Origin of the sequence: Microbispora sp. H11081, from assembly GCF_012999535.1 — a bacterium.
Taxonomy (GTDB): Bacteria; Actinomycetota; Actinomycetes; order Streptosporangiales; family Streptosporangiaceae; genus Microbispora.
In genome coordinates, this window is record NZ_JABBWV010000017.1 from 104,711 (window position 1) to 124,093 (window position 19,383).

Below are 19,383 nucleotides of genomic sequence, written 5' to 3' on the forward strand. Positions count from 1 at the left end.
GGGATCACAGGTTTCGGCTTCCGGACGAGAATGGATGTGGACGGCCCGGAAATCCGCCGGTACTCAGCCGCCGAGCCCGGAGATCAGGGCGTCGAGGCCGTGCTCGAAGTCGCGCTCGCCCTCGGCCGTGCGGGCGTCGCGCACCTCGGCGTCCGGATCGGCCCACCCCGACTGCTGGACCTCCACGGCCACGCTGCCGAACACGTACGCCCGCAGCGCGCGGACCGCGCCCGCCGGGTCGCCGGCCCCCGCCTCGCGCAACTGCTCGGTCTGCTCCCTGATCGCTATGAGGGCGGAGCCCTTCGGAGGCTTGGTCAGGGCCAGCGAGAGCACACCCGGATGCTCCAGCAGCGCCGCGCGGCTCGCGCGGGCCCAGGCGCGCGCGCTGTCCTGCCAGGTGGCGGCGGCGGCCGGGTCGACCTCCACCGTCGTCACGTGCTCGGCGAGCGCGTCCATCAGGGCCTCCTTGCCCCGCGGCAGGTGGTGGTAGATGGCCATGGCCTCCACCTGGAGCGCGTCGCCGAGGCGGCGCATGGTCAGCCGGCGCAGGCCCTGCCCGTCGGCGATGTGCAGGGCGGCGTCGATGATCCGCTCCCGGGACAGGGGGACGGGCGGTCGCTTGGCAGGCATGCCGATCATGCTGCCACACACTGCCTTACTTCGTAAAGGGCGGCGCACCCTGCGGCGCGAACCCTCGCGCGGACCGCGTACGCTACCGCTTGCGACGTGAGTTCAGACGCGCGAGCCGATACGAAGGGGCTGACGATGGCGTTTTTCCGTCCGCGGGTGAGCCGGGAGGCGGAGGTCCGCTACCACGCGGATCTGGCGACCCGGGCGAACTTCGACCACGTGCTGGACAGGCTCAGTGCGGCGCAGCGGCGGTTCCAGGAGGCGAAGGCGGCAGGTGTGGCGCTCCCCGAGCTCCGCGAGGCGGCCCTGGGCCTCGACGCCGCGCTGACCGAGGCGCTGCGCGCCGCCGAGGCGGGGCAGCGCGCCACCTACGGCGTGAAGTCCTACGACAGCAGGATCGCCCGGCGCAAGGCGAGGGCCACCCCCGACGGCGCGCTGTGGACCGACGAGGTGAACCGGCTGCGCACCCTGCGCGAGGCGCACCGCCTCAGCGACATCCCCCGGGTGCCCCGTGCCGGCAAGACCGGCGACCCGGCCCGGCTGACCCCGCGCGACGTGCGCAAGGGCCTGGCCTCCGCCGGTCGCTGAGCACACTCCCGTGAAGCCGTACGGCCCGCGCCCCTGAGGGGACGCGGGCCGTACGATGCCGGGGCGGTCAGCTGGCCCAGTCGAGCAGCGGGCGGGTGTTGCTCGGGTGGCGCAGCTTGGACAGCGACTCCTTCTCGAGCTGGCGGATCCGCTCCCGGGTCAGGCCCAGGTGCTTGCCGATCTCGTCCAGCGTGTGCGGCTTGCCGTCGGCCAGCCCGAAGCGCAGGCTCATGATCTTGGCCTCGCGCGGCGACAGGTTGCCGAGCACGCCCTTGAGCTGCTCGGCCAGCAACTGCCGGTCCACGACCTCCGACGCCTCGGGGGAGTCGACGTCCTCGATGAGGTCGCCGATCCTGGTCTCGCCGTCCTCCCCGATGGTCGAGTCGAGGCTGATCGGCTGTCGGCTGGTGCGCAGCAGCTCCTCGATCTGGTCGGGGGTCTTGTCCAGCTCGACGGCCAGCTCCTCGGGCGTGGGCTCCCGGCCGAGCCGCTGGTGCATGTCACGCTCGACGCGCGACAGCTTCGACAGCATCTCCAGCACGTGGACGGGCAGCCGGATCGTCCGGGCCGAGTCGGCGAAGCCGCGCTGGATGGCCTGCCGGATCCACCACATGGCGTACGTCGAGAACTTGTAGCCCTTGGTGTAGTCGAACTTCTCGACGGCGCGGATCAGGCCAAGGTTGCCCTCCTGCACGACGTCGAGCAGGGCCATGCCGCGGTCGGTGTACTTCTTGGCCACCGAGACGACCAGGCGGAGGTTGGCCTCCAGCATGTGGTCCTTGGCCCGCCTGCCGTCCTCGATGACCCACTCCAGGTCCTCGCGGACGCCCGGCGCGAGGCGCTCGCCGTTCTCCTGGGCGGTCTCCAGCTTGTACTCGGCGTACAGCCCGGCCTCGATGCGCTTGGCCAGCTCCACCTCCTGGGCGGCGGTGAGCAGCGTGCGGCGGCCGATGGACTTCAGGTAGGTGTGCACCGAGTCGCCCATGACCGACGAGGTGTCGTCGAGGTCGAGCGTCCCGCCCTCCTCGGCGTCGGTCTCGTTGACCTGGAGTTCCTCGTCGCGCGGCTCCTCGTCGGCGTCCGTGGCGGGCGTCTTCGCGGCGGGCTTCCTGGTGGCGGGCTTCTTGGTGGCGGCCTCGGCCTGCGCGGCCCGGCGGGACTTCCTGGCCGGGGCCTTGCCCTTCTTGGCGTCCGCGCTGCCACTGTCCGCGCTGCCACTGTCCACGCTGCCGCTGTCCGCTCCGGGGTCGCAGCCGGGCTCGGCGGCCAGGTTCACGCCCGCCTCGGTCAGCTCGCGCAGGATCGAGCGCCCCTCGACAGGGCTGACGCCGGCCTTGGCGAAGGCCTGGCGCAGCTCCGACAGGGAAAGGCGACCCTGCGCACGGCCTCGCTCCAGCAGCAGGTCGAGCGTCGTCCGGGTCACCTCGCACTCGGGCGAGGCCGCCACGGCGGTCCGGGGCATGAGGACACCTCCTCCTTGCGGAGTTCGTGATTTCACTGATTGCGATCGGGGCGCGGCGTCCGGCGGCTCAGCGCACCAGTATCAATAACGCTCTCGCGCCTGGTTTGTTCCCTCACCCCGCGGGGGAGGTTGTTGGGTCCGCCCGGGTGGCACGGATGAACCGGGCGACCGTGGATGTCAGTCGTGGATGTCAGTGGGGGATGTCAGTGCGGGATTTCAGTCGGGGATGATGGTGACGCTGATCTCGGGCATCGGCATGGGACGCGCGTCCTCCATGCGCTCGGGAGTCCAGTAGCCGGCCACCTCGTCGGGGTCGTTCGTGAGCGCCTCGGACACCACGCCGGGATCGGCCCCGGGGGTGATCCTCGGCCCGGCGAAGCCGTCGCGGCCGGAGTCGGCGGGGAGGATCTTGACAGCGGGGGCGTCGCCGACCTTGGCGACGTCGTCCAGGCGTCCGGCGAACGCGGCGGCGGTGACGGACGCTCCGCCCACGATGACGACGGCGACGAGCACGGCGGAGGCCGTCATCTTGTGGGCCGGCGTGAGGCGGATCGGTCGCATAGGGCTTCCCCCTTCCCCGCTCTCATAGACGCACGGCGGTCACCCGCGGTTCCGGATCTTCAGTTCCGGTTCTTCAGTGCGACCATATCCGGTTTGCCGTTCGGAAGGAGGGGGATCTGGGACACCAGCTCGACGGCGCGTGGCGCGGCGTAGGCCGGCAGCCGCTCCTTGGCGAAGTCCCTCAGCTCGTCGAGCGTGACCTCACGGGTGTCCCGGGGGACCACCACGGCGACCGTGATCTCACCCCACTCGGGGTCGGGCCTGCCCACGACCACGACGTCGCGTACGGCGGGGTGCGCGGCCAGGACCTCGGCGACCACGCCGGCCACGACCTTGCGGCCCCCGGTGTTGATCACGTCATCGGCCCGGCCCAGCACGGTGAGCCGCCCGTCCTCGATCGAGCCCAGGTCGGAGGTGACGAACCAGCCGCCCTCGAAGGGCCGCTCATCGCGCAGGCGGTAGCCCGAGAACAGCACCGGGCCCGCGATCCGCACCCGTCCGTCGCCGCCGATCTTGACCTCGACGCCGTCGAGCGGCACGCCGTCGTACACGCAGCCGCCGCTCGTCTCGCTGGAGCCGTACGTGGTGACGATCCTGGCTCCCGCCGCCCGTGCCTCGGCCAGCAGGCCGGGGGGAGCGGCGGCTCCGCCGAGGAGGATCGTGCGGAAGGCCGCCACGCCGGCCCCCGCGTCCAGCATCCGCCGCAACTGGGTGGGGACCAGCGAGACGTGGTCGGCCCCGCTCGCGGCGACCTCCTCGGGGGAGAAGCGCGAGTGGACGATCGGCTCGGTGCCGCACAGCAGCGACCTGACGAGCACCTGCGCGCCGGAGATGTGCGAGGGAGGCAGGCAGCACAGCCAGCGGTCGCCCTCGCGGGCGCCGAGCCTCGCCAGCGAGGCACGGGCCGACGCGAGCAGCGCCTCCGCCGTCAACTCCACGCCCTTGGGGGCGCCGGTGGAGCCGGAGGTCGCGATGATCAGCGCCGCGTCGGACGGCTCGCCATCCGGCTCGCGCCGCACCCCGTCCTGGGTGACGACGTGGGTGGGCCGCAGCGCGGCGAGCGTCGCCGCCAGCGCGGGCCGCGGCAGGTCGGGGGACAGCGGCAGCACGGCGGGCCCCTCGCCGGTCAGGGCGTGCCGTACGGCCTCGGACAGGGCGGGCCCCGGAGGCAGGACGAGGGCGTGCACGGGTCGCTGTTTTGGGCGCTGTCCTGGGCGGTGTCCGGGAGAGCTGAGCACGGTCGTAAGGTTAGTCCCGGCGCGGTGGCCGCTGGCCGCCGCCTGGCAGGTGACGACGAAGGAGCGGGTGTGACGAGCGGGGTCGACTGGAAGCGGTCGGGCGAGTACGAGGACATCATCTACGAGACCGCCGAGGGGATGGCGAAGATCACGATCAACCGCCCCGAGCGGCACAACGCCTTCCGCCCCACCACCTTGTTCGAGCTCCGCGAGGCCTTCGACCGGGCTCAGGAGGACACCGAGGTCGGTGTGATCATCTTCACCGGCGCCGGGGACAAGGCGTTCTGCTCCGGCGGTGACCAGAAGATCCGCGGCGACGACGGCTACGTCGACGACAAGACCCACGGCATCGGTCGGCTCAACGTCCTGGACCTCCAGGTGCAGATCCGCCGCTGCCCCAAGCCGGTCATCGCGATGGTGGCGGGCTACGCGATCGGCGGCGGTCACGTGCTGCACGTCTGCTGCGACCTGACCATCGCCGCGGACAACGCGAAGTTCGGCCAGACCGGTCCCAAGGTGGGCTCGTTCGACGGCGGATACGGCTCCTGGCTGCTCGCCGAGACCGTGGGCCTCAAGCGGGCCCGCGAGATCTGGTACCTGTGCCGTCAGTACGACGCCCAGACCGCGCTCCAGTGGGGTCTGGTCAACGCCGTCGTGCCGATCGAGCGCCTGGAGGAGGAGACCGTCCAGTGGGCGCGCGAGCTGCTGGAGAAGTCGCCTCTCGCGCTGCGCATGCTCAAGGGCGCGCTCAACGCGGTGACCGACGGCGCGGCCGGCATGCAGCAGTTCGCCGGCGACGCGACGCTGCTCTACTACATGAGCGAGGAGGCCCAGGAGGGCCGCGACGCGTTCAAGGAGAAGCGCAAGCCGGACTTCTCGAAGTATCCCCGACGGCCCTGACGGGGGCGGGGAGAGGCCACGCGATGGCGGTGGCCTCTCCGTTTTGCCGTACGCTTGCGGCTGCGGGAACGGGAGGAGACGGGCGGTTGGACACGAACCGGGCCGACCGGGGCGTTCTGGAGGCACGGCGGTGAACCCGGCGACCGCGCTCTCGACCGTCCTGATCGACGAACTGGTGCGCTGCGGGGTCACCGACGTGGTGCTCGCCCCCGGCTCCCGGTCCGCGCCGCTGGCGCTCGCCGCGTACGGCGAGTCGCGGCTGCGGCTGCACGTGCGCATAGACGAGCGCTCGGCCTCGTATCTGGCGCTCGGCCTTGCCAAGCGGTCGGAGCGGCCGGTCGCCCTGATCTGCACCTCGGGCACGGCGGCGGCCAACTTCCACCCCGCCGTCATCGAGGCGTCGGAGTCTGGCGTGCCGCTGCTCGTGCTGACCGCCGACCGGCCGCCCGAACTGCGCGGCACCGGCGCCAACCAGACGATCGACCAGGTCAAGCTGTACGGCTCGGCCGTACGCTGGTTCGCCGAGGTCGGCGTTCCCGAGGAGCGGCCCGGCCAGGTGGCCTACTGGCGATCGCTGGTGTGCCGGGCCTGCCAGCGCGCCGCCGGGCCGCCCGACCCCGGTCCCGTCCACCTCAACGTGGCATTCCGCGAGCCGCTGATCCCCGACGGCGACGCGAGCTGGTGCGAGCCGCTCAACGGCGACGCCTCCGGCCCGTGGATGCGGGCGCGGGTCGCGCCGCCCTCCGCCGCCCTGCACATCCCGCCGACGCGCCGCGGCGCCCTGGTCATCGGCGACGGCGCCGCCAACGTGCGGCGGTACGTCGCGGCCGCCGGCATGGCGGGCTGGCCCGTGCTGTCGGAGCCCAACGGCGGCGGCAGGTACGGCGACCACGCGATCTCCACCTATCACTTCCTCCTGGGCGACCAGGAATGGGCCGACGCCCACCAGCCGGACGTGGTGGTCACCCTCGGCCGCCCCGGGCTTTCGCGCCCGCTGCTGTCGTGGCTGCGTCGGGCCGAGGAGCACATCGTGGTGGCCCCCGACCTGACCAGGTGGCCCGACCCGACGCGTTCCGCGACCCAGGTGGCGCAGGCGGTGGAGATCCCGATCGCCGCGGGAGGGGACGCCTGGCTGCGCGACTGGCGGCACGCGGAACACCTCGCCCGCCACGCGCTCGACGAGGTGCTCGGCTCCTCGGGGCTGACCGAGCCGCGGCTGGCCAGGGACCTCGCCGAGGTACTGCCCAACGGGTCGCTGCTGTTCTGCGGATCGTCCATGCCGATCCGCGACCTCGACCAGGTCATGCGCCCTCGGCGCGGACTGCGCCTGATGGCCAGCAGGGGCGCATCGGGCATCGACGGCCTGGTCTCCACCGCCATCGGGTCCGCGCTCGCCCACAACGGGCCGGCGTACGCGCTGATCGGCGACCTCACCCTGCTGCACGACCAGAACGGGCTGATCCTCGGTCCGCGGGAGCCCAGGCCCGACCTGTGCCTGGTGGTGGTGAACAACGACGGCGGCGGGATCTTCTCGCTGCTGCCGCAGGCCGCGATCGAGGACCCGTTCGAACGGGTCTTCGGCACCCCTCACGGCATCGATTTCGGCTACCTCGCCGCCGCAGGCGGCCTGCCGTACACGCTGGTGGAGGAGCCCGAGGAGCTGTCCAGGGCGATCAAGGGGGACGGCCTGCGACTGGTGGAGGCGCGCACCGACCGTGCGAGCAACGCGGCCGTACACGCCGCGATGCGCGAGGCCGTACGCGCCGCCATGCGCGGCTGATCGTTTCGCAAGCTCATGTGGTGTCATTCCTCAGGCGGATGCCGCACTCCCGGGGCGACGGCAGAATGGGTGCTGTTTCCCCGCCGTGAGGAGTGAGATGCACGTCGACGAGTGGCTTCAGACCATCCCGTCCGTCTGGGTCTACGTGCTCGTGGGCGCCGTCATCGGGCTGGAGAGTCTGGGCATCCCGCTCCCGGGCGAGATCGTGCTGGTGAGCTCCGCGCTGCTGTCGTCCAGAGGAGTCGTCGACCCCCTGATCGTCGGGATCTGCGCCAGCGGAGGCGCGATCATCGGAGACTCGATCGGCTACATGATCGGCCGCAAGGGCGGCCGGCCGCTGTTCGACCGGCTGGGACGGCGCTTCCCGAAGCACTTCGGCCCCGCCCACATCGCCAAGGCGGAGCAGGTGTTCCACCGTCACGGGATGTGGGCGGTGTTCTTCGGCCGCTTCGTGGCACTGCTGCGGATCCTCGCGGGGCCGCTGGCCGGTGCCCTGCACATGCCGTACTGGCGCTTCCTCATCGCCAACATCCTCGGCGGCGTGGTGTGGGCCGGCGGGACCACGGCGGCCGTCTACTACCTGGGCGTGGTGGCCGACAAGTGGCTCAAGGGGTTCTCCTGGGTCGGGCTGGTGATCGCCCTCCTGTTCGGCCTGGGCACCACGGTGTGGCTGAAGCGCAAGGCCGCCAAGGCGGCGAGCGAGGAGCCCGTGCCGGAAACCGTCAGCGCCTCCTGACGCGCCGTCCGATTTCCGCCGGTTCTCGGGGCGGGCGTACCGCCACGATGAGGACATGTCGTTCGAGATCAGGGCCATCGCGCCCGACGTGCTGGACCAGCTCAGAAAGATCGACGACGCCGGGCGGAGCCCGCGCCGGATCGTCGAGGAGGAGGGCGGCAACCCGTTGCGCTGCTGCCTGCGCCGCTCCCGGCCGGGGGAGGCGGTCCTGCTCGCGGCCTACGCGCCGCTGCGCCGCTGGGCGCTGGAGACCGGCGCCGACCCCGGCGCGTACGAAGAGGTCGGCCCGGTGTTCGTCCACGCGGAGCCGTGTGAGGGAGCCCAGCTGAAAACGGGGCCGGGCTATCCGGCGGCCATGGGCGGCCCGCGGCGGGTCTTCCGCACCTACCGCGCCGACGGCTCCATCCTGGACGGGCACCTCGTCGAGGCGCACCGGTCGGAAGACCCCGTCGCGGCGTCGGCCCTGCTCGACGCCCTCCTGGAGGACCCACAGGTGGCGCTGGTCCACGTGCGGGCCGTGGAGTTCGGCTGCTTCCTGTTCGAGGCACGGTCACGCCGTTCCGATGGGCCTGCCCCCGTCTGATCAGGCCGGGCGCCGCCGCGCGACCTGGAAGCCGGCAGCGCCGGTCACGCCGGGCTCCATGTGCGAGATCTTCCTCCACTTCGACCACGTGCTCTTTCCCCCACCTGTCGCTCCAACAAATCGCCTGCTCAGGGGTGTTGGTGGGGCGCTGGCGTGAAAGAATTCACACAAGAGTTCGAATCGCGTCGGGAGGTGCGATGGATCTGTCCGACCTCGATCCTGAGCGCCACCATCGTTCGAATAGCGGAGATGACGGCTGGTGGGATCGGCTGATCGCCGATTCTCCGTTGTGGTCGTCCGACGGCTCGGCAGCCCGCGACGAAGATGTGGAAAACGACGCGCCCACCGACAGCGGTGCCGCCGGTGGCAAGGGCCGGTCGTCGTGGGTGCTGGTGGCTTCGTTGCGGGAGTCGGCGCAGGCGCTGGCCTTGGCTCCGGTCCCGGATGCGGTGGAGATCTGTCTGGCCGAGGCTGAGGATCTGTTGTTCGTGCGGGATCGGATCACGTGTGCGCTGGCTGAGCGGGTGGGGCGGGTGCATCGGGCGGGGCAGGCGAAGCAGCATGGGCATGCCTCCACCCGGAGTTGGTTGCGCACGGCTGGGGGGATGACGGTCGGGGGTGCGGGCCGCCTGCTCACCCTGGGGATTGAGCTGGCGCGGCTGCCCACCGTGCGGGAGATGTTCGCCGCCGGAGGGTTGGCGGCGGGGGTGGTGGAGGCGATCTGCGCCGCCGTTGCCGGGCTGACCGATGAGCAGGCGGGGCTGGCCGAGCCGATCCTGGTGGAGCTGGCCGGGCGGGCGGGTGCGGCGGAGGTGGCCAAGGCGGGGCGGTATCTGCGGGCGGTGCTGGACCCCGACGGTGAGGAGTGCGGCGAGCGTGCCGACTACGCGCGGCGGTCGTTGCGGGTGCGCCCGGGTAAGGGGGGTGGGCTGGAGGGGGAGTTCTATCTGCCGCGTGAGGCGGCGGCCCGGTTGCGGGCGCTGCTGGACGCCTATGCCCGGCCGCGGGCGGAGGGCGATGACCGGTCGCTGGCGGAGCGGCAGGCGGACGCGTTCATCGCTCTGCTGGAGCAGCAGATCACCACCGAGCTTCTCGTGCTGGTCAACGCCGAGTCCCTCCCCACCGACCCCGAACCCGATCCCACCACCGCCCCTGCAGCCGACCCGGCGACGGAGACCGCCGAAGGACCCGCGCAGGACGGGACCCCAGAAGAGACCCGGGCCAGCGACGACATCGAGCACGCCTGGCAAGCTGAGAGTGGCCGCGAGGCGTGGCAGGCCGCGGAAGCCGAGGCCGCGCCGGTCGGCCGGGACGGCGAGGACACCAGCGCTCCCGCCGAGGACGACACGAGCGACGTCGCTAGCAAAGGTGGCAGCACGGTCGACGGCGCGAGCGGCAGTGCGGCTGACGACGCGGGTGGCACTGCGACTGGCGGCTCGGCCGGCCTCCGTGACGAGGAGTCCGGCGGTGACGTGACCGGCCGCGCGCAGGCGAAGACCGGGCGGCGGAGCGAGTCGCGGCAGGAGCCACAGCAGAGCGACCAAGAGCACAGCGATCAGGAGCACCGCAAGCCAGAGCACGATTCGCCGCGCTCGCCGCAGCCGGGTTGGCCCAAGCAAGAGGAGCCGCAGGAGGGCGCGGGTCGTAGTCGGGAGGGGAGATCGCGGGAGTCGCGGTGGGGTGAGTGGCGCTCGCCCGGTCCTCCGGGGGATACCCATGCCCACCGCACCCACGCCGGGCCTCGGCCTGCGGGGGAGGTCCCGCATGGGCACAGCGGGATGGCGTTGGGTGTGGGGTTGGGGATGGTGCCGGGGTTGTTGCTGGCGACCGGGCAGGTGCTGCCCGTCACCAGCGTGCACCGGCTGGCCCGCACCTCCACCCTCATGCGGATCGTCATGGACGCCGACGGCCAGGTCCTCGACATGGGCCGCAAAGTCCGCCTGGCCACTCCCGCCCAGCGGCGGGCCATTTTCGCCCGCTACGCCACCTGCTGGATCGACGGCTGCCCGCTCCCGGCCACCCTGTGCCAGATCGACCACGCCGACAACTGGAGCACCGGCGGCCTGACCGACCTGAAACTCCTCGGCCCGGCCTGCCAGTTCCACAACCGCGACCGCTACCAACACCCCCACCGCTACACCAGACGCCAAACCGGCAAAGACCGCTGGGCCTTCACCTACCACGGCCGGTTCGCCGGAGCCCGGAGGCAGTGAGAATGACAGAAGAGGCACCACTTGGGCCGGCGTGGCCTCGCGGCTGGATCCGCCGCCCGAATTCCCACCTCGCAGGTGCCGGGCACGCGAACCGGCCACGGCCAGGCGGGCGTGGGCTGCCTGCGAGCAGGGGACGGCTTGAGGCCGGCGGAGAACTGCTCGCAGCGGCTGAGGTCCTTCGGGTCCAGCTATGCCGAGATCCCCGGTGGTGGTCACCGGGGCCTGCCCAGTTCGGCGCGGAAGAGCCGCCGCACGTTGCCACCGAGGACGTTCATGATCTCGTGTTCTCCCAGGCCCCGCCGCAGCAGGGCCTCGGTGACCACGGGCAACCCGCGCGGCCCGTCCAGCCCGGGCAAGGCGGCGTAGGGGTCGATGCCGTCGAAGCCGAAGTCCTCACAGCACGGGGGAGTGATGTCCTGCAGCACCTCGCGGACGAAGTCGGGCCCGAGCCCCACATGGTCGATCCCGGCGACTTCCGCCACGTGCTCGATGTGATCCACCAGCCGGTCCACCGTGTGGTCGGCGGGGTCCTCGGCGATGAAGACGGGGAAGAAGTTGACGCAGATGACCCCGCCGGTGGCGGCGACGCCGCGGATCTGGTCGTCGGTCAGGTTGCGGTGGTGGTCACGCAGGGCCCGGGCGGAGGAGTGGGTCGCCATCACCGGGCGGGTCGCGAGCTCCAGGACGTGCTCGATCCCGCGTGCACCGAGATGGGAGACGTCGAAGATCATGCCGAGCCGCTCCATCTCCCGGACCGCCGCCACCCCCGCGTGGGTGAGCCGGCCGCCGGTGGCGTCCTCGCCGCTGCCGTCCGCGAGCGGCGTGCGCCCCCAGTGGGCGATCGAGGCGACCCGTACGCCGAGCCGGTGCAGGGTGGGCAGCAGTTCGATGGAGGAGTCCAGGCCGGGCATGCTTTCCAGCGCGAGGACCAGGGCGATCACGCCGTCGTCGAGAGCCCGGTCGACCTGCTCGCCGTCCAGGCAGAGCCGCACGGCGTCCGCGTTGCCCTCGGCCAGGGTGTGCGCGCACTCGATCATGCGCAGGGTCTGGCGCAACGCGCCGTCCGGCAGGTAGCGGTCGTCCACGAAGACCGGCAGCACCTGCAGGTTCACGCCGCCGTCCCGCAACTGGGGCAGCCAGCGTTCTCGGAAGAACCGCGCCCACCGGCTCGGCGGGCGTTCGGCGACGGCCATGAGCAGGTCGTTGTGCGTGTCCGCGACGACGGCGGCGTGATGAAGGTCATGGTGGTGGGGCTCGGCAGGCACTTTGCTGATGGTACGCCAGGGCATGAATGGTGCGATGCGTCCAAAACGGCCAATCGTGGCGGCAGTGTTCAAATGAACACGCAGCAACCTTACTTCGTAAAGGCGATGGGCTGAATAAGCTGATCCTGTGGCAGCGCCCTACCGCACAATCAGGGACATCGTCGAGCACGAGGTCGAGATCCGTCGTTCGCGCTTCGTCTGCGCGCTCGCCCCGGCGGCCACGGAGGAGGCAGCCAGGGAGTTCGTCGCCGAGCGCAGGCGGCACTACGCCGACGCGACCCACAACTGTTCGGCGTACGTCATCGGTCAGGGTGTCCGCAGGGCGGACGACGACGGAGAGCCGGGCGGCACGGCCGGCACCCCGATGCTGGAGATGCTCACGCGGCGTGGTTTCGCCGACGTGGTCGCCGTCGTCACCCGCTACTTCGGCGGGGTGCTGCTGGGTGCGGGCGGCCTGGCGCGGGCGTACGGCGGCGCGGTGGGGGAGACGCTCGACCGGGCGGAGGTGGTCGAGATGGTCCCCGCGGCGGTCGTGACCGTGTCGGTCGGCCACGCCCAGGCCGGCCGGCTGGAAAGCGACCTGCGCGCCTCGCCGTACGCGCTGCGCGGTGTGGACTACGAGGTCGACCACGGCGCGCGGGTCGCCTTCGAGGTGGCGGTGGCCGAGGACCGGCTGCCCGTGTTCGGGGAGTGGATCGCGGCCGCCACCGCCGGGCGGGCCGAGACCGCGCTCGGCGGCACGGTCCATCTCGCCCGCTGAGCGCGGCTGAGCGCGGGGCCCGTCACCCCTCCAGGGCGTACCGCATCACGCGGAGCTTGGCCTGCGCCTCGGCGAGTTCGGCGGCGGGGTCCGACCCGGCCATGATGCCGCAGCCGGCGAACAGCCGGGCCCGTCTGCCCGAGACGTACGCGCAGCGCAGGGCGATGCCCCACTCGCCGTCGCCGCGCGAGTCGATCCAGCCGACCGGCCCGGAGTAACCCCCGCGGTCCATGCCCTCCAGTTCGCGGATGACGCGGAGCGCGGCGCCTGTGGGGGTCCCGCCGACGGCGGCCGTGGGATGCATGGCGGCCACCACGTCGAGCACCGACGCGCCGTCGGACAGGCGTCCGGTGACACGGCTGGCCAGGTGCTGGACGTTCGGCAGCACCAGCAGTTCGGGCTCGTCGGGCACGTCGAGCGCCGAGCAGAGGGGGGCGAGAGCCTCGCGGACCGAGGCGACCGCGAAGGCGTGCTCGTGGCGGTCCTTCTGGGAGGCGAACAGGGCGGCGCCGCGGGCGGCGTCGTCGGCGTCACCGGTGCCGCGCGGCGTGGTTCCGGCGAGGACCAGCGACTCCACCGCCCGGCCGGTGTGCCGCACGAGCAGTTCCGGCGTCGCGCCGACCAGTCCGTCGACGGAGAACGTGTAGCACTCGGGATAGCGCTCGGTCAGGCGTTGCAGCAGCACGCGGGGGTCGATGTCCCGTTCGGCGACCGCCGTCAGGTCGCGGGCCAGGACGACCTTGTCCAGCAGGCCCTCTCTGATCCGCCGTACGGCTCGCGCGACCCGCTGCTCCCACTGCGGCGCCGACAGCGAGCCGTCGCCGTACCTGATCCGGCCGGGCTCCGTACGCGGGGTGGCCAGGCCGAAGGCGTCGTCGCCGATGGTGGTGAGCCAGGCGCGGCCGTTACGGCGGGCGAGCACCACCCGGGGGACGACCAGCACGGTCCCCTCAGCGTCGGCGTCGAAGGTGAAGGAGCCGAAGGCGACCGGTCCTGAGCCCGGCATGCCGACCTCGTCCTCGATGAGCGCTCCGGCGAACAGCGAGGAAAGCCAGCCACGCGCCCAGTCGAACCGTCCGGGGCCCGGCGGCACCGCGGCCCGCGCCGCCTCCCCCCAGCCGACGAGTCCCTCGCCGTGCCTGATCCAGGCGTACGGCGCGGTGTCGGGCAGACGCGCCAGCAGATCGTCAGGGTCGCTCACCGCGACCGTGCGAACCACGAGGGGCCGGATAAGAGCGACACTCACCCGACTCACTCTACGCACGATCTGAACATGTTCGACAAGAGGCCCCCGTGTGATCGGGCCACCCTCTGTCAAGCCGCGATAGGAACTTGGTCATGGAAGGCTCGACTTCCCTGGTGGCGATAGAGCGTACCTCCACACGATCCCTACCTTTGATCTCCCGGAGGTGCCCATGATCAAGAAGATCACGCCGGTCCTGGTCGCGAGCGTCCTGCTCGTGCCGGCCGGCGCCCACGCCCGCACGACGCCCGCCGTGATGGCGGCGCTGGGGGACTCGATCAGCGCGGGGTTCAACGCCTGCGGCTGGTACGTCGCCTGCACGTCCCGCTCGTGGTCGGCGGGCGACTTCCCGTCGGTGAACAGCCATTACCTGCGCCTGCTCGCCTCCGGGAGCGCGATCAAGGGGCACAACCTGAACTTCGCCGTCCCCGGGTCGACCAGCGCGGACCTGCCGGGGCAGGCGCGGCGGGCCGCGGACGCCGGTGCGAGCTACGTCACAGTCCTCATCGGCGCGCAGGACGCCTGCGTGGGCTCCGAGAAGGAGATGACGCCGGTGGGAACGTTCCGGCGCAACATCGACGCGGCCTTCGGCGTGCTGCGACCCGCCGGCGCGCGGGTCTTCGTCGCGAGCATCCCGGACGTCAAGCGGCTGTGGCGGGTGGGCAAGGACAACGGGTGGGCCCGCCTCTTCTGGGGCGTCGGCCGCATCTGCCAGTCGATGCTGGCCAACCCGACGTCCACCGCCAAGAAGGACGAGGCCAGGCGCGACCGGGTGCGCGGGCGGGTGATGGACTACAACGAGCAGCTCAGGCAGGCGTGCGCGAAGTACGGTCCTGACTGCCACTACGACGATGGAGCGGTCTTCGCCTATCCCTTCACCCTCAAGCAGGTGAGCACGTGGGACTACTTCCACCCCAACGCCGACGGGCAGAAGGCCCTCGCCAAGATCACCTTTGATCCCGGCTTCTTCTCCGACGTCGTGCAGCCCTGATCTTCTCGGCGCGCCGGTGAGCCGTGGCGGGACCTGCCGCAGGACGCTGGAGGCGCTGCGCCGGCTGTAGCCCGGGGGAGGGGTCACTCCTCACGGGAGCGGTGCGCGCGGACCTTGTGGCGGTTGCCGCACCGCTCCATGGAGCACCAGCGCCTGCTGCCCGGGCGGGAGGTGTCGACGAAGATGAGGGCGCAGTTGTCGCCCGCGCACTCCCGCACACGGTCCGCGTACGGGCCGGTGAACAGTTCGATCGCGTCTCTGGCGATGGTCGCCAGCAACTGCGCCCCGGTCACGGGGGTGGCCCATGATCTCAGCCCGCCGACCGTCATCGCGGGCGTCAGCGGAGCGGCGGCCGCGGCCTCGTTGACCGCGTCCACGTCGGCCTGCCTCGGCGTGCGTCCGTGGGTGCGGTCGCCCGCGAGCCCCCACAGGGCGGCCCGCAGGGATTTCGCGCGCGCGAGGTCGTCCGGCGTCCCGTCCACCCGCTCCAGGCGGAGCCGGGACGCGGCGGCCCAGCGGGCGAGGTCGGCCGGCTCGTGGAGCGTCTCGTAGTGGGCGTAGACCCCGACGCCGCCGCTCACGAGGAACTCGAGACAGAGGGCGCCCGGATCGAAGCGGAAGGAGGCGCCGTCGCGGGGATGTAGCGTCAGGGTCATGTAACCACTATAAAGGGTTACATGACACTTGAATGGAAGCTCGTCGTCGACTGCGCCGACCCGCACGCGCAGGCCGCGTTCTGGGCGGAGGCCCTGGGCTACGAGGTGGAGGACAACAGCGCGCTGGTCGGGCAACTCCTGGACGCCGGCGTGCTGCCGGAGGCGGAGGCCACCCCCGACCGCACGGCGTTCCGCACGCTTCGGGCCGTACGGCACCCGGACGACCCGTTCGACCCGCACAGCGGCACCGGTCTCGGCCGCCGGATCCTCTTCCACGCGGTCCCCGAGCCGAAGGCCGGCAAGAACCGCCTGCACATCGACCTGCACGCGGGCCCCGAGCGCAGGGACGCCGAGGTGGACCGGCTCAAGGCCCTCGGCGCCACCGTGCTGCGGACCGTCCAGGAGCCGGGGAGTCACCACGTGACCATGGCCGACCCCGAGGGCAACGAGTTCGACGTGCAGTGATTCGACGTGCAGTGAGCAAATCTACAATGTAAAGGCGCTGGGTCAATTAAGCTAGCTCGGCGAGAAGCATGGCCAGATCATCAGGGCGGGAAAGCATCGGCCAGTGACCGGTCTGCAGTTCGCGCAGACTCCACTCCGGCCCGCTCAGCGACGCGAAGAACGGGTGCCCGGTCGCGATCAGCTCCTTGACCTGCGCGAGCGGGAACGAGCAGCTCACCAGCGTCTTCGGCAGCGCGGCGAACGAGGCGGCGGCGTCGCCGAGCACGAGGGGCTGCGTGATCGTGCCGAGCGGCTGGGCGGTGGCCCGGGCGGACATCAGGGCACGCTCGCGCTCGCCCAGTCCGTCGAGGCTCGCGCCCGACTCCTCCAGTTCGTCCCAGGAGGGCATGGGATAACGCCAGCCGTCCTCGACGCGCTTCTCGACGAACTCCCGCCCGGTGAGGTCGATCGGGGCCATGCCGTCCGGCACCGGGCCGCTCTCGACGTACACCACACGCGCGACGCGGCCGGCCGCGCGGGCGGCGGCTCCGGTGACCGCGGCGCCGCCGCCGCTGTGGCCGACGAGCACCACGTCGTTCAGGTCCTCGGATTCGACGAGTCCGGTGATGTCGCGGATGTGGGTGTCCAGGTCCACAGCGGGGGAGGCGAGGTGAGCGCGGTCGGCGAGGCCGGTGAGGGTCAGGGGATGGGCCTCGTGTCCCATGCCGCGAAGGGCGGCGGCGACGTCCTGCCACGCCCACGCGCCGAGCCAGAGTCCGGGGACCAGTACGTATGTCGTCATGCGTCGACGCTAAAGCCGAATCAGGGCAGAATCGGTCCTGATATGTCGGCCAATCGCGTCCTCGCTTTTCTGGAACTCCTGCAGGCCCGGCCCGGGCTCACCGGTACCCAGCTCGCCGAGCGCCTGGAGGTGGACGTGCGCAGCGTGCGCCGATACGTCCGCAGGCTGGAGGACCTCGGCATTCCCGTGCAGGCCGAGCGGGGACGGTACGGCGGCTACCGGCTCATGCCGGGCTACCGGCTACCGCCGCTCATGCTGACCGGAGACGAAGCCGCCGCCGTGGTGCTCGGGCTGCTCGCGGGCCGCCGGGCGGGCCTGACGGTGGGGGAGGGGGCCGCCGAGAGCGCGCTCGCGAAGATCCAGCGTGTGCTGCCCGACGCTCTGCGCGACCGGGTCGGCGCGGTCGAGGACATGGTCGGCCTGACCTCCCGATCCGCCACGGCCTCACGGCCGAGCGGCACGACGTTGCTGACGCTCGCCGACGCCGCCCGCCGCCGTCGCCGCGTACGGCTGACCTACCGGTCGTACCGGGGGCAGGACAGCGAGCGGGCGGTCGATCCCTACGGGCTGGTGTTCCACTCCGGCCGCTGGTATGTGACCGGCCACGACCACCGCAGGGGCGAGGTGCGGACGTTCCGGCTCGACCGGATCGGCGAGGTGACGGCGACGGAGGAGGAGTTTCCCGCGCCGGGAGAGTTCGACGCGGTCGCCCACGTGATGGAGTCGCTGGCGGGCGTGCCGTACCGGTATGAGATCGACGTGGTGCTGGCCACGACGATGGAGGAGGCCCGGCGGCGGATCCCTCCGACGGTGGCCGCGCTCGCCCCGGTGGACGGCGGCGTCCGGATGACCGGCCGCGCCGAGCGGCTGGACGGCATGGCGCAGGTGCTCGCCGGTCTCGGCATGCCGTTCACCGTGGTCGGCCCGCCCGAGCTGAGCGACGAGGTCCGGGCGCTCGCCCGCCGCCTGCGGGATTGGGCCGGTGAGCCCCGGGACGCCGGCGGCCACTAGCGGGACGGTGTTCAGGCGCTCCCCAGGCGCCCCAGACGCGCAGTACGGCGGGCACACCGGAGGCGGCCGTGGCGGCCAGGCCGATTGCGGTGAGCAGGCTGAGGGCGCCGCCTCGTTCCTGCGCGGCAGCCGGGCCGTCATCGGCATCGGGGGCGCTTCAGCCCTGGGCTGAGGCGACGTCCAGCGCGGCGGCGTCGAGAGGGCCGGGCCGTTCTTCCGCGTCGCGTTCGTCCGTCGCGGCCGCCTCGCAGGCGAGCGGGCCGCCGGGCGGAAGGCCGCGCCGCCGGGCCACCAGGCCGGACAGCAGGTCCTCCCACCGCGCGCCGATGACGTCGAGGTCGTAGCGGGCGGCCGTTTCCAGCGCGTTGGCGCCCATCCGGCGGCGCAGATCCTCGTCCTCGATGAGCACGCAGAGGGCGTCGGCCAGCGCGTGGATCTTCTCCGGCTTCACCAGCAGCCCGTCGTGGCCGTGGGTGATCATCTCGCCGGGTCCGGTCGGGCAGTCGTAGCTGACGACGGGGACGCCCTTGCTCATGGCCTCCAGGATGGCCATCGGCATGCCCTCGTGGCGGGAGCTCAGCACGAACACCGAGGCGTCCCGCAGGACGGCGCCGACGTCGGCGGCCGGGCCTTCGAGGAACACCCGGTCGGACAGCCCGCGCTTGTCGATCGAGGCCTGGAGCTTCTCCTGCCTGGGGCCGCCGCCGTAGATCCGCAGCGTCCAGTCCGGGTGCCGCTCCGCCACGTGCGCCCACGCGCGGATGAGCAGGTCGTATCCCTTGCCCCAGGTCAGGCGGCCCACGGTGACGACGGTCCTGGCGGTGAGCGGCGAGACGCCGCCGTTCAGGCGGGGCGTCGCGTTGGGCACCTGGGCCAGCACGCCGGGCATGGCCCTGCGGGCCTTGCCGAAGGACCGCTCGTAGGTGCGCAGGTCGGCCTGCGTGAGGGTGACGACCGCGTCGTGCCTGCTGTACCTGCGGATGATCTGCTTGCGCACCAGCGGCCGGTGTGAGGACAGGTTGCCGTGCTCCTGCGCGACCGTGATGATCTCCGGGGGCGCGAAGCGCGCGGCGATCAGGTTCAGACCGGGACGGGTGCCGATGAGGACGCCCCCGCGGCGGGAGCGGATGTAGCGGACCAGCTTGAGGTCGGTGCGCAGGGTGAACCAGTGGTAGGCCGCCTCGTCCTTCGGCACCAGCCTGCTCGGGAACCGGGACAGCAGGCCCTTGCGGCGGGGCAGTCGGTCATCGAGATAGCGGATGCGCACTCCGGGAGGCACGGGGAGGAAGGGTTCCTCTCGTTCCCGTACGACGCTCACGATCTCCACGTCGTGGGTGCGCGCCAACTGGCCGGCGAGGTTGAGCACCGTGCGGATCGTGCCGCCCATGCCGTTGGCGTGCAGCAGCAGGATGCGGATCTCGTGATCGTCGGGCGGCGGCGCGGACCGTGCGCGCCATCGGTCGCGGGCCTCCAGCGCCCGTACGAGGGCCCTCACTGCTTTCCTGGCCGTCTTGCGGACC

General features: G+C 72.0%; 19 protein-coding genes. 10 read left to right on the forward strand and 9 right to left on the reverse strand.

Annotated elements, in window-relative coordinates:
• Positions 1–63: 63 nt before the first annotated feature.
• Positions 64–630: a TetR/AcrR family transcriptional regulator C-terminal domain-containing protein gene (locus tag HHX31_RS29880; RefSeq protein WP_169952437.1), complete on the reverse strand. Its 567-nt coding sequence runs from the start codon at positions 628–630 to the stop codon at positions 64–66.
• Positions 631–765: 135 nt separating this feature from the next.
• On the opposite strand from HHX31_RS29880, the gene HHX31_RS29885 reads away from it, so the two are divergent.
• Positions 766–1,218 carry a hypothetical protein gene (locus tag HHX31_RS29885; protein ID WP_211590513.1) on the forward strand — a complete coding sequence of 151 codons (453 nt, stop codon included), beginning with the start codon at positions 766–768 and terminating at the stop codon, positions 1,216–1,218.
• A 67-nt stretch (positions 1,219–1,285) separates the two neighbouring features.
• On the opposite strand, the gene HHX31_RS29890 is transcribed toward HHX31_RS29885, so the two are convergent.
• From HHX31_RS29890 to HHX31_RS29900, 3 genes are all read right to left on the reverse strand, one after another.
• Positions 1,286–2,680 (reverse strand): RNA polymerase sigma factor, encoded by a 1,395-nt coding sequence (locus tag HHX31_RS29890; protein ID WP_169952438.1) that lies wholly within the window; start codon positions 2,678–2,680, stop codon positions 1,286–1,288.
• Positions 2,681–2,896: 216 nt separating this feature from the next.
• Positions 2,897–3,241, reverse strand: a complete 345-nt coding sequence (locus HHX31_RS29895; protein ID WP_169952440.1) for a hypothetical protein — start codon at positions 3,239–3,241, stop codon at positions 2,897–2,899.
• 59 nt (positions 3,242–3,300) lie between these two features.
• On the reverse strand, positions 3,301–4,428 hold the full coding sequence (locus HHX31_RS29900; protein WP_169952442.1) for an AMP-binding protein: 1,128 nt from the start codon (positions 4,426–4,428) through the stop codon (positions 3,301–3,303).
• Between the two features lie 120 nt (positions 4,429–4,548).
• On the opposite strand from HHX31_RS29900, the gene menB reads away from it, so the two are divergent.
• The 5 genes from menB (at position 4,549) to HHX31_RS29925 (ending at position 10,691) form a co-directional block, all read left to right on the forward strand.
• Positions 4,549–5,379, forward strand: a complete 831-nt coding sequence (menB, locus tag HHX31_RS29905) for a 1,4-dihydroxy-2-naphthoyl-CoA synthase (RefSeq protein ID WP_169952443.1) — start codon at positions 4,549–4,551, stop codon at positions 5,377–5,379.
• A 130-nt stretch (positions 5,380–5,509) separates the two neighbouring features.
• Positions 5,510–7,159 (forward strand): 2-succinyl-5-enolpyruvyl-6-hydroxy-3-cyclohexene-1-carboxylic-acid synthase, encoded by a 1,650-nt coding sequence (menD, locus tag HHX31_RS29910; RefSeq protein ID WP_169952445.1) that lies wholly within the window; start codon positions 5,510–5,512, stop codon positions 7,157–7,159.
• Between the two features lie 97 nt (positions 7,160–7,256).
• Complete coding sequence (locus tag HHX31_RS29915) at positions 7,257–7,895, forward strand: DedA family protein (RefSeq protein ID WP_169952446.1); 639 nt, start codon at positions 7,257–7,259, stop codon at positions 7,893–7,895.
• A gap of 55 nt (positions 7,896–7,950) precedes the next feature.
• Positions 7,951–8,478: a DUF1203 domain-containing protein gene (locus tag HHX31_RS29920; protein WP_169952448.1), complete on the forward strand. Its 528-nt coding sequence runs from the start codon at positions 7,951–7,953 to the stop codon at positions 8,476–8,478.
• Positions 8,479–8,675: 197 nt separating this feature from the next.
• Complete coding sequence (locus tag HHX31_RS29925; RefSeq protein WP_169952449.1) at positions 8,676–10,691, forward strand: DUF222 domain-containing protein; 2,016 nt, start codon at positions 8,676–8,678, stop codon at positions 10,689–10,691.
• Positions 10,692–10,903: 212 nt separating this feature from the next.
• Here HHX31_RS29925 and HHX31_RS29930 read toward each other — a convergent pair whose 3' ends face one another.
• On the reverse strand, positions 10,904–11,956 hold the full coding sequence (locus tag HHX31_RS29930) for a membrane dipeptidase (RefSeq protein ID WP_311932321.1): 1,053 nt from the start codon (positions 11,954–11,956) through the stop codon (positions 10,904–10,906).
• Positions 11,957–12,083: 127 nt separating this feature from the next.
• On the opposite strand from HHX31_RS29930, the gene HHX31_RS29935 reads away from it, so the two are divergent.
• Positions 12,084–12,716 carry a YigZ family protein gene (locus HHX31_RS29935; protein ID WP_169952452.1) on the forward strand — a complete coding sequence of 211 codons (633 nt, stop codon included), beginning with the start codon at positions 12,084–12,086 and terminating at the stop codon, positions 12,714–12,716.
• Between the two features lie 22 nt (positions 12,717–12,738).
• On the opposite strand, the gene HHX31_RS29940 is transcribed toward HHX31_RS29935, so the two are convergent.
• A complete protein-coding gene (locus tag HHX31_RS29940) occupies positions 12,739–13,962 on the reverse strand; it encodes an isochorismate synthase MenF (RefSeq protein WP_169952453.1) in 1,224 nt (407 codons plus the stop codon).
• Between the two features lie 169 nt (positions 13,963–14,131).
• Here HHX31_RS29940 and HHX31_RS29945 point away from each other — a divergent pair, with 169 nt between their 5' ends.
• A complete protein-coding gene (locus tag HHX31_RS29945) occupies positions 14,132–14,950 on the forward strand; it encodes a GDSL-type esterase/lipase family protein (RefSeq protein WP_169952455.1) in 819 nt (272 codons plus the stop codon).
• A gap of 83 nt (positions 14,951–15,033) precedes the next feature.
• On the opposite strand, the gene HHX31_RS29950 is transcribed toward HHX31_RS29945, so the two are convergent.
• Positions 15,034–15,606 carry an ABATE domain-containing protein gene (locus HHX31_RS29950; RefSeq protein ID WP_169952456.1) on the reverse strand — a complete coding sequence of 191 codons (573 nt, stop codon included), beginning with the start codon at positions 15,604–15,606 and terminating at the stop codon, positions 15,034–15,036.
• A gap of 21 nt (positions 15,607–15,627) precedes the next feature.
• On the opposite strand from HHX31_RS29950, the gene HHX31_RS29955 reads away from it, so the two are divergent.
• On the forward strand, positions 15,628–16,071 hold the full coding sequence (locus HHX31_RS29955) for a VOC family protein (protein WP_169952458.1): 444 nt from the start codon (positions 15,628–15,630) through the stop codon (positions 16,069–16,071).
• Between the two features lie 46 nt (positions 16,072–16,117).
• Here HHX31_RS29955 and HHX31_RS29960 read toward each other — a convergent pair whose 3' ends face one another.
• Positions 16,118–16,852, reverse strand: a complete 735-nt coding sequence (locus HHX31_RS29960) for an alpha/beta fold hydrolase (protein WP_169952459.1) — start codon at positions 16,850–16,852, stop codon at positions 16,118–16,120.
• A 42-nt stretch (positions 16,853–16,894) separates the two neighbouring features.
• On the opposite strand from HHX31_RS29960, the gene HHX31_RS29965 reads away from it, so the two are divergent.
• Positions 16,895–17,863: a YafY family protein gene (locus HHX31_RS29965; RefSeq protein WP_169952461.1), complete on the forward strand. Its 969-nt coding sequence runs from the start codon at positions 16,895–16,897 to the stop codon at positions 17,861–17,863.
• 157 nt (positions 17,864–18,020) lie between these two features.
• On the opposite strand, the gene HHX31_RS29970 is transcribed toward HHX31_RS29965, so the two are convergent.
• The gene (locus tag HHX31_RS29970) at positions 18,021–19,358 is read right to left on the reverse strand and encodes a glycosyltransferase family 4 protein (RefSeq protein ID WP_311932322.1); all 1,338 of its coding nucleotides are present in this window, start codon (positions 19,356–19,358) and stop codon (positions 18,021–18,023) included.
• Between the last annotated feature and the right edge of the window lie 25 nt (positions 19,359–19,383).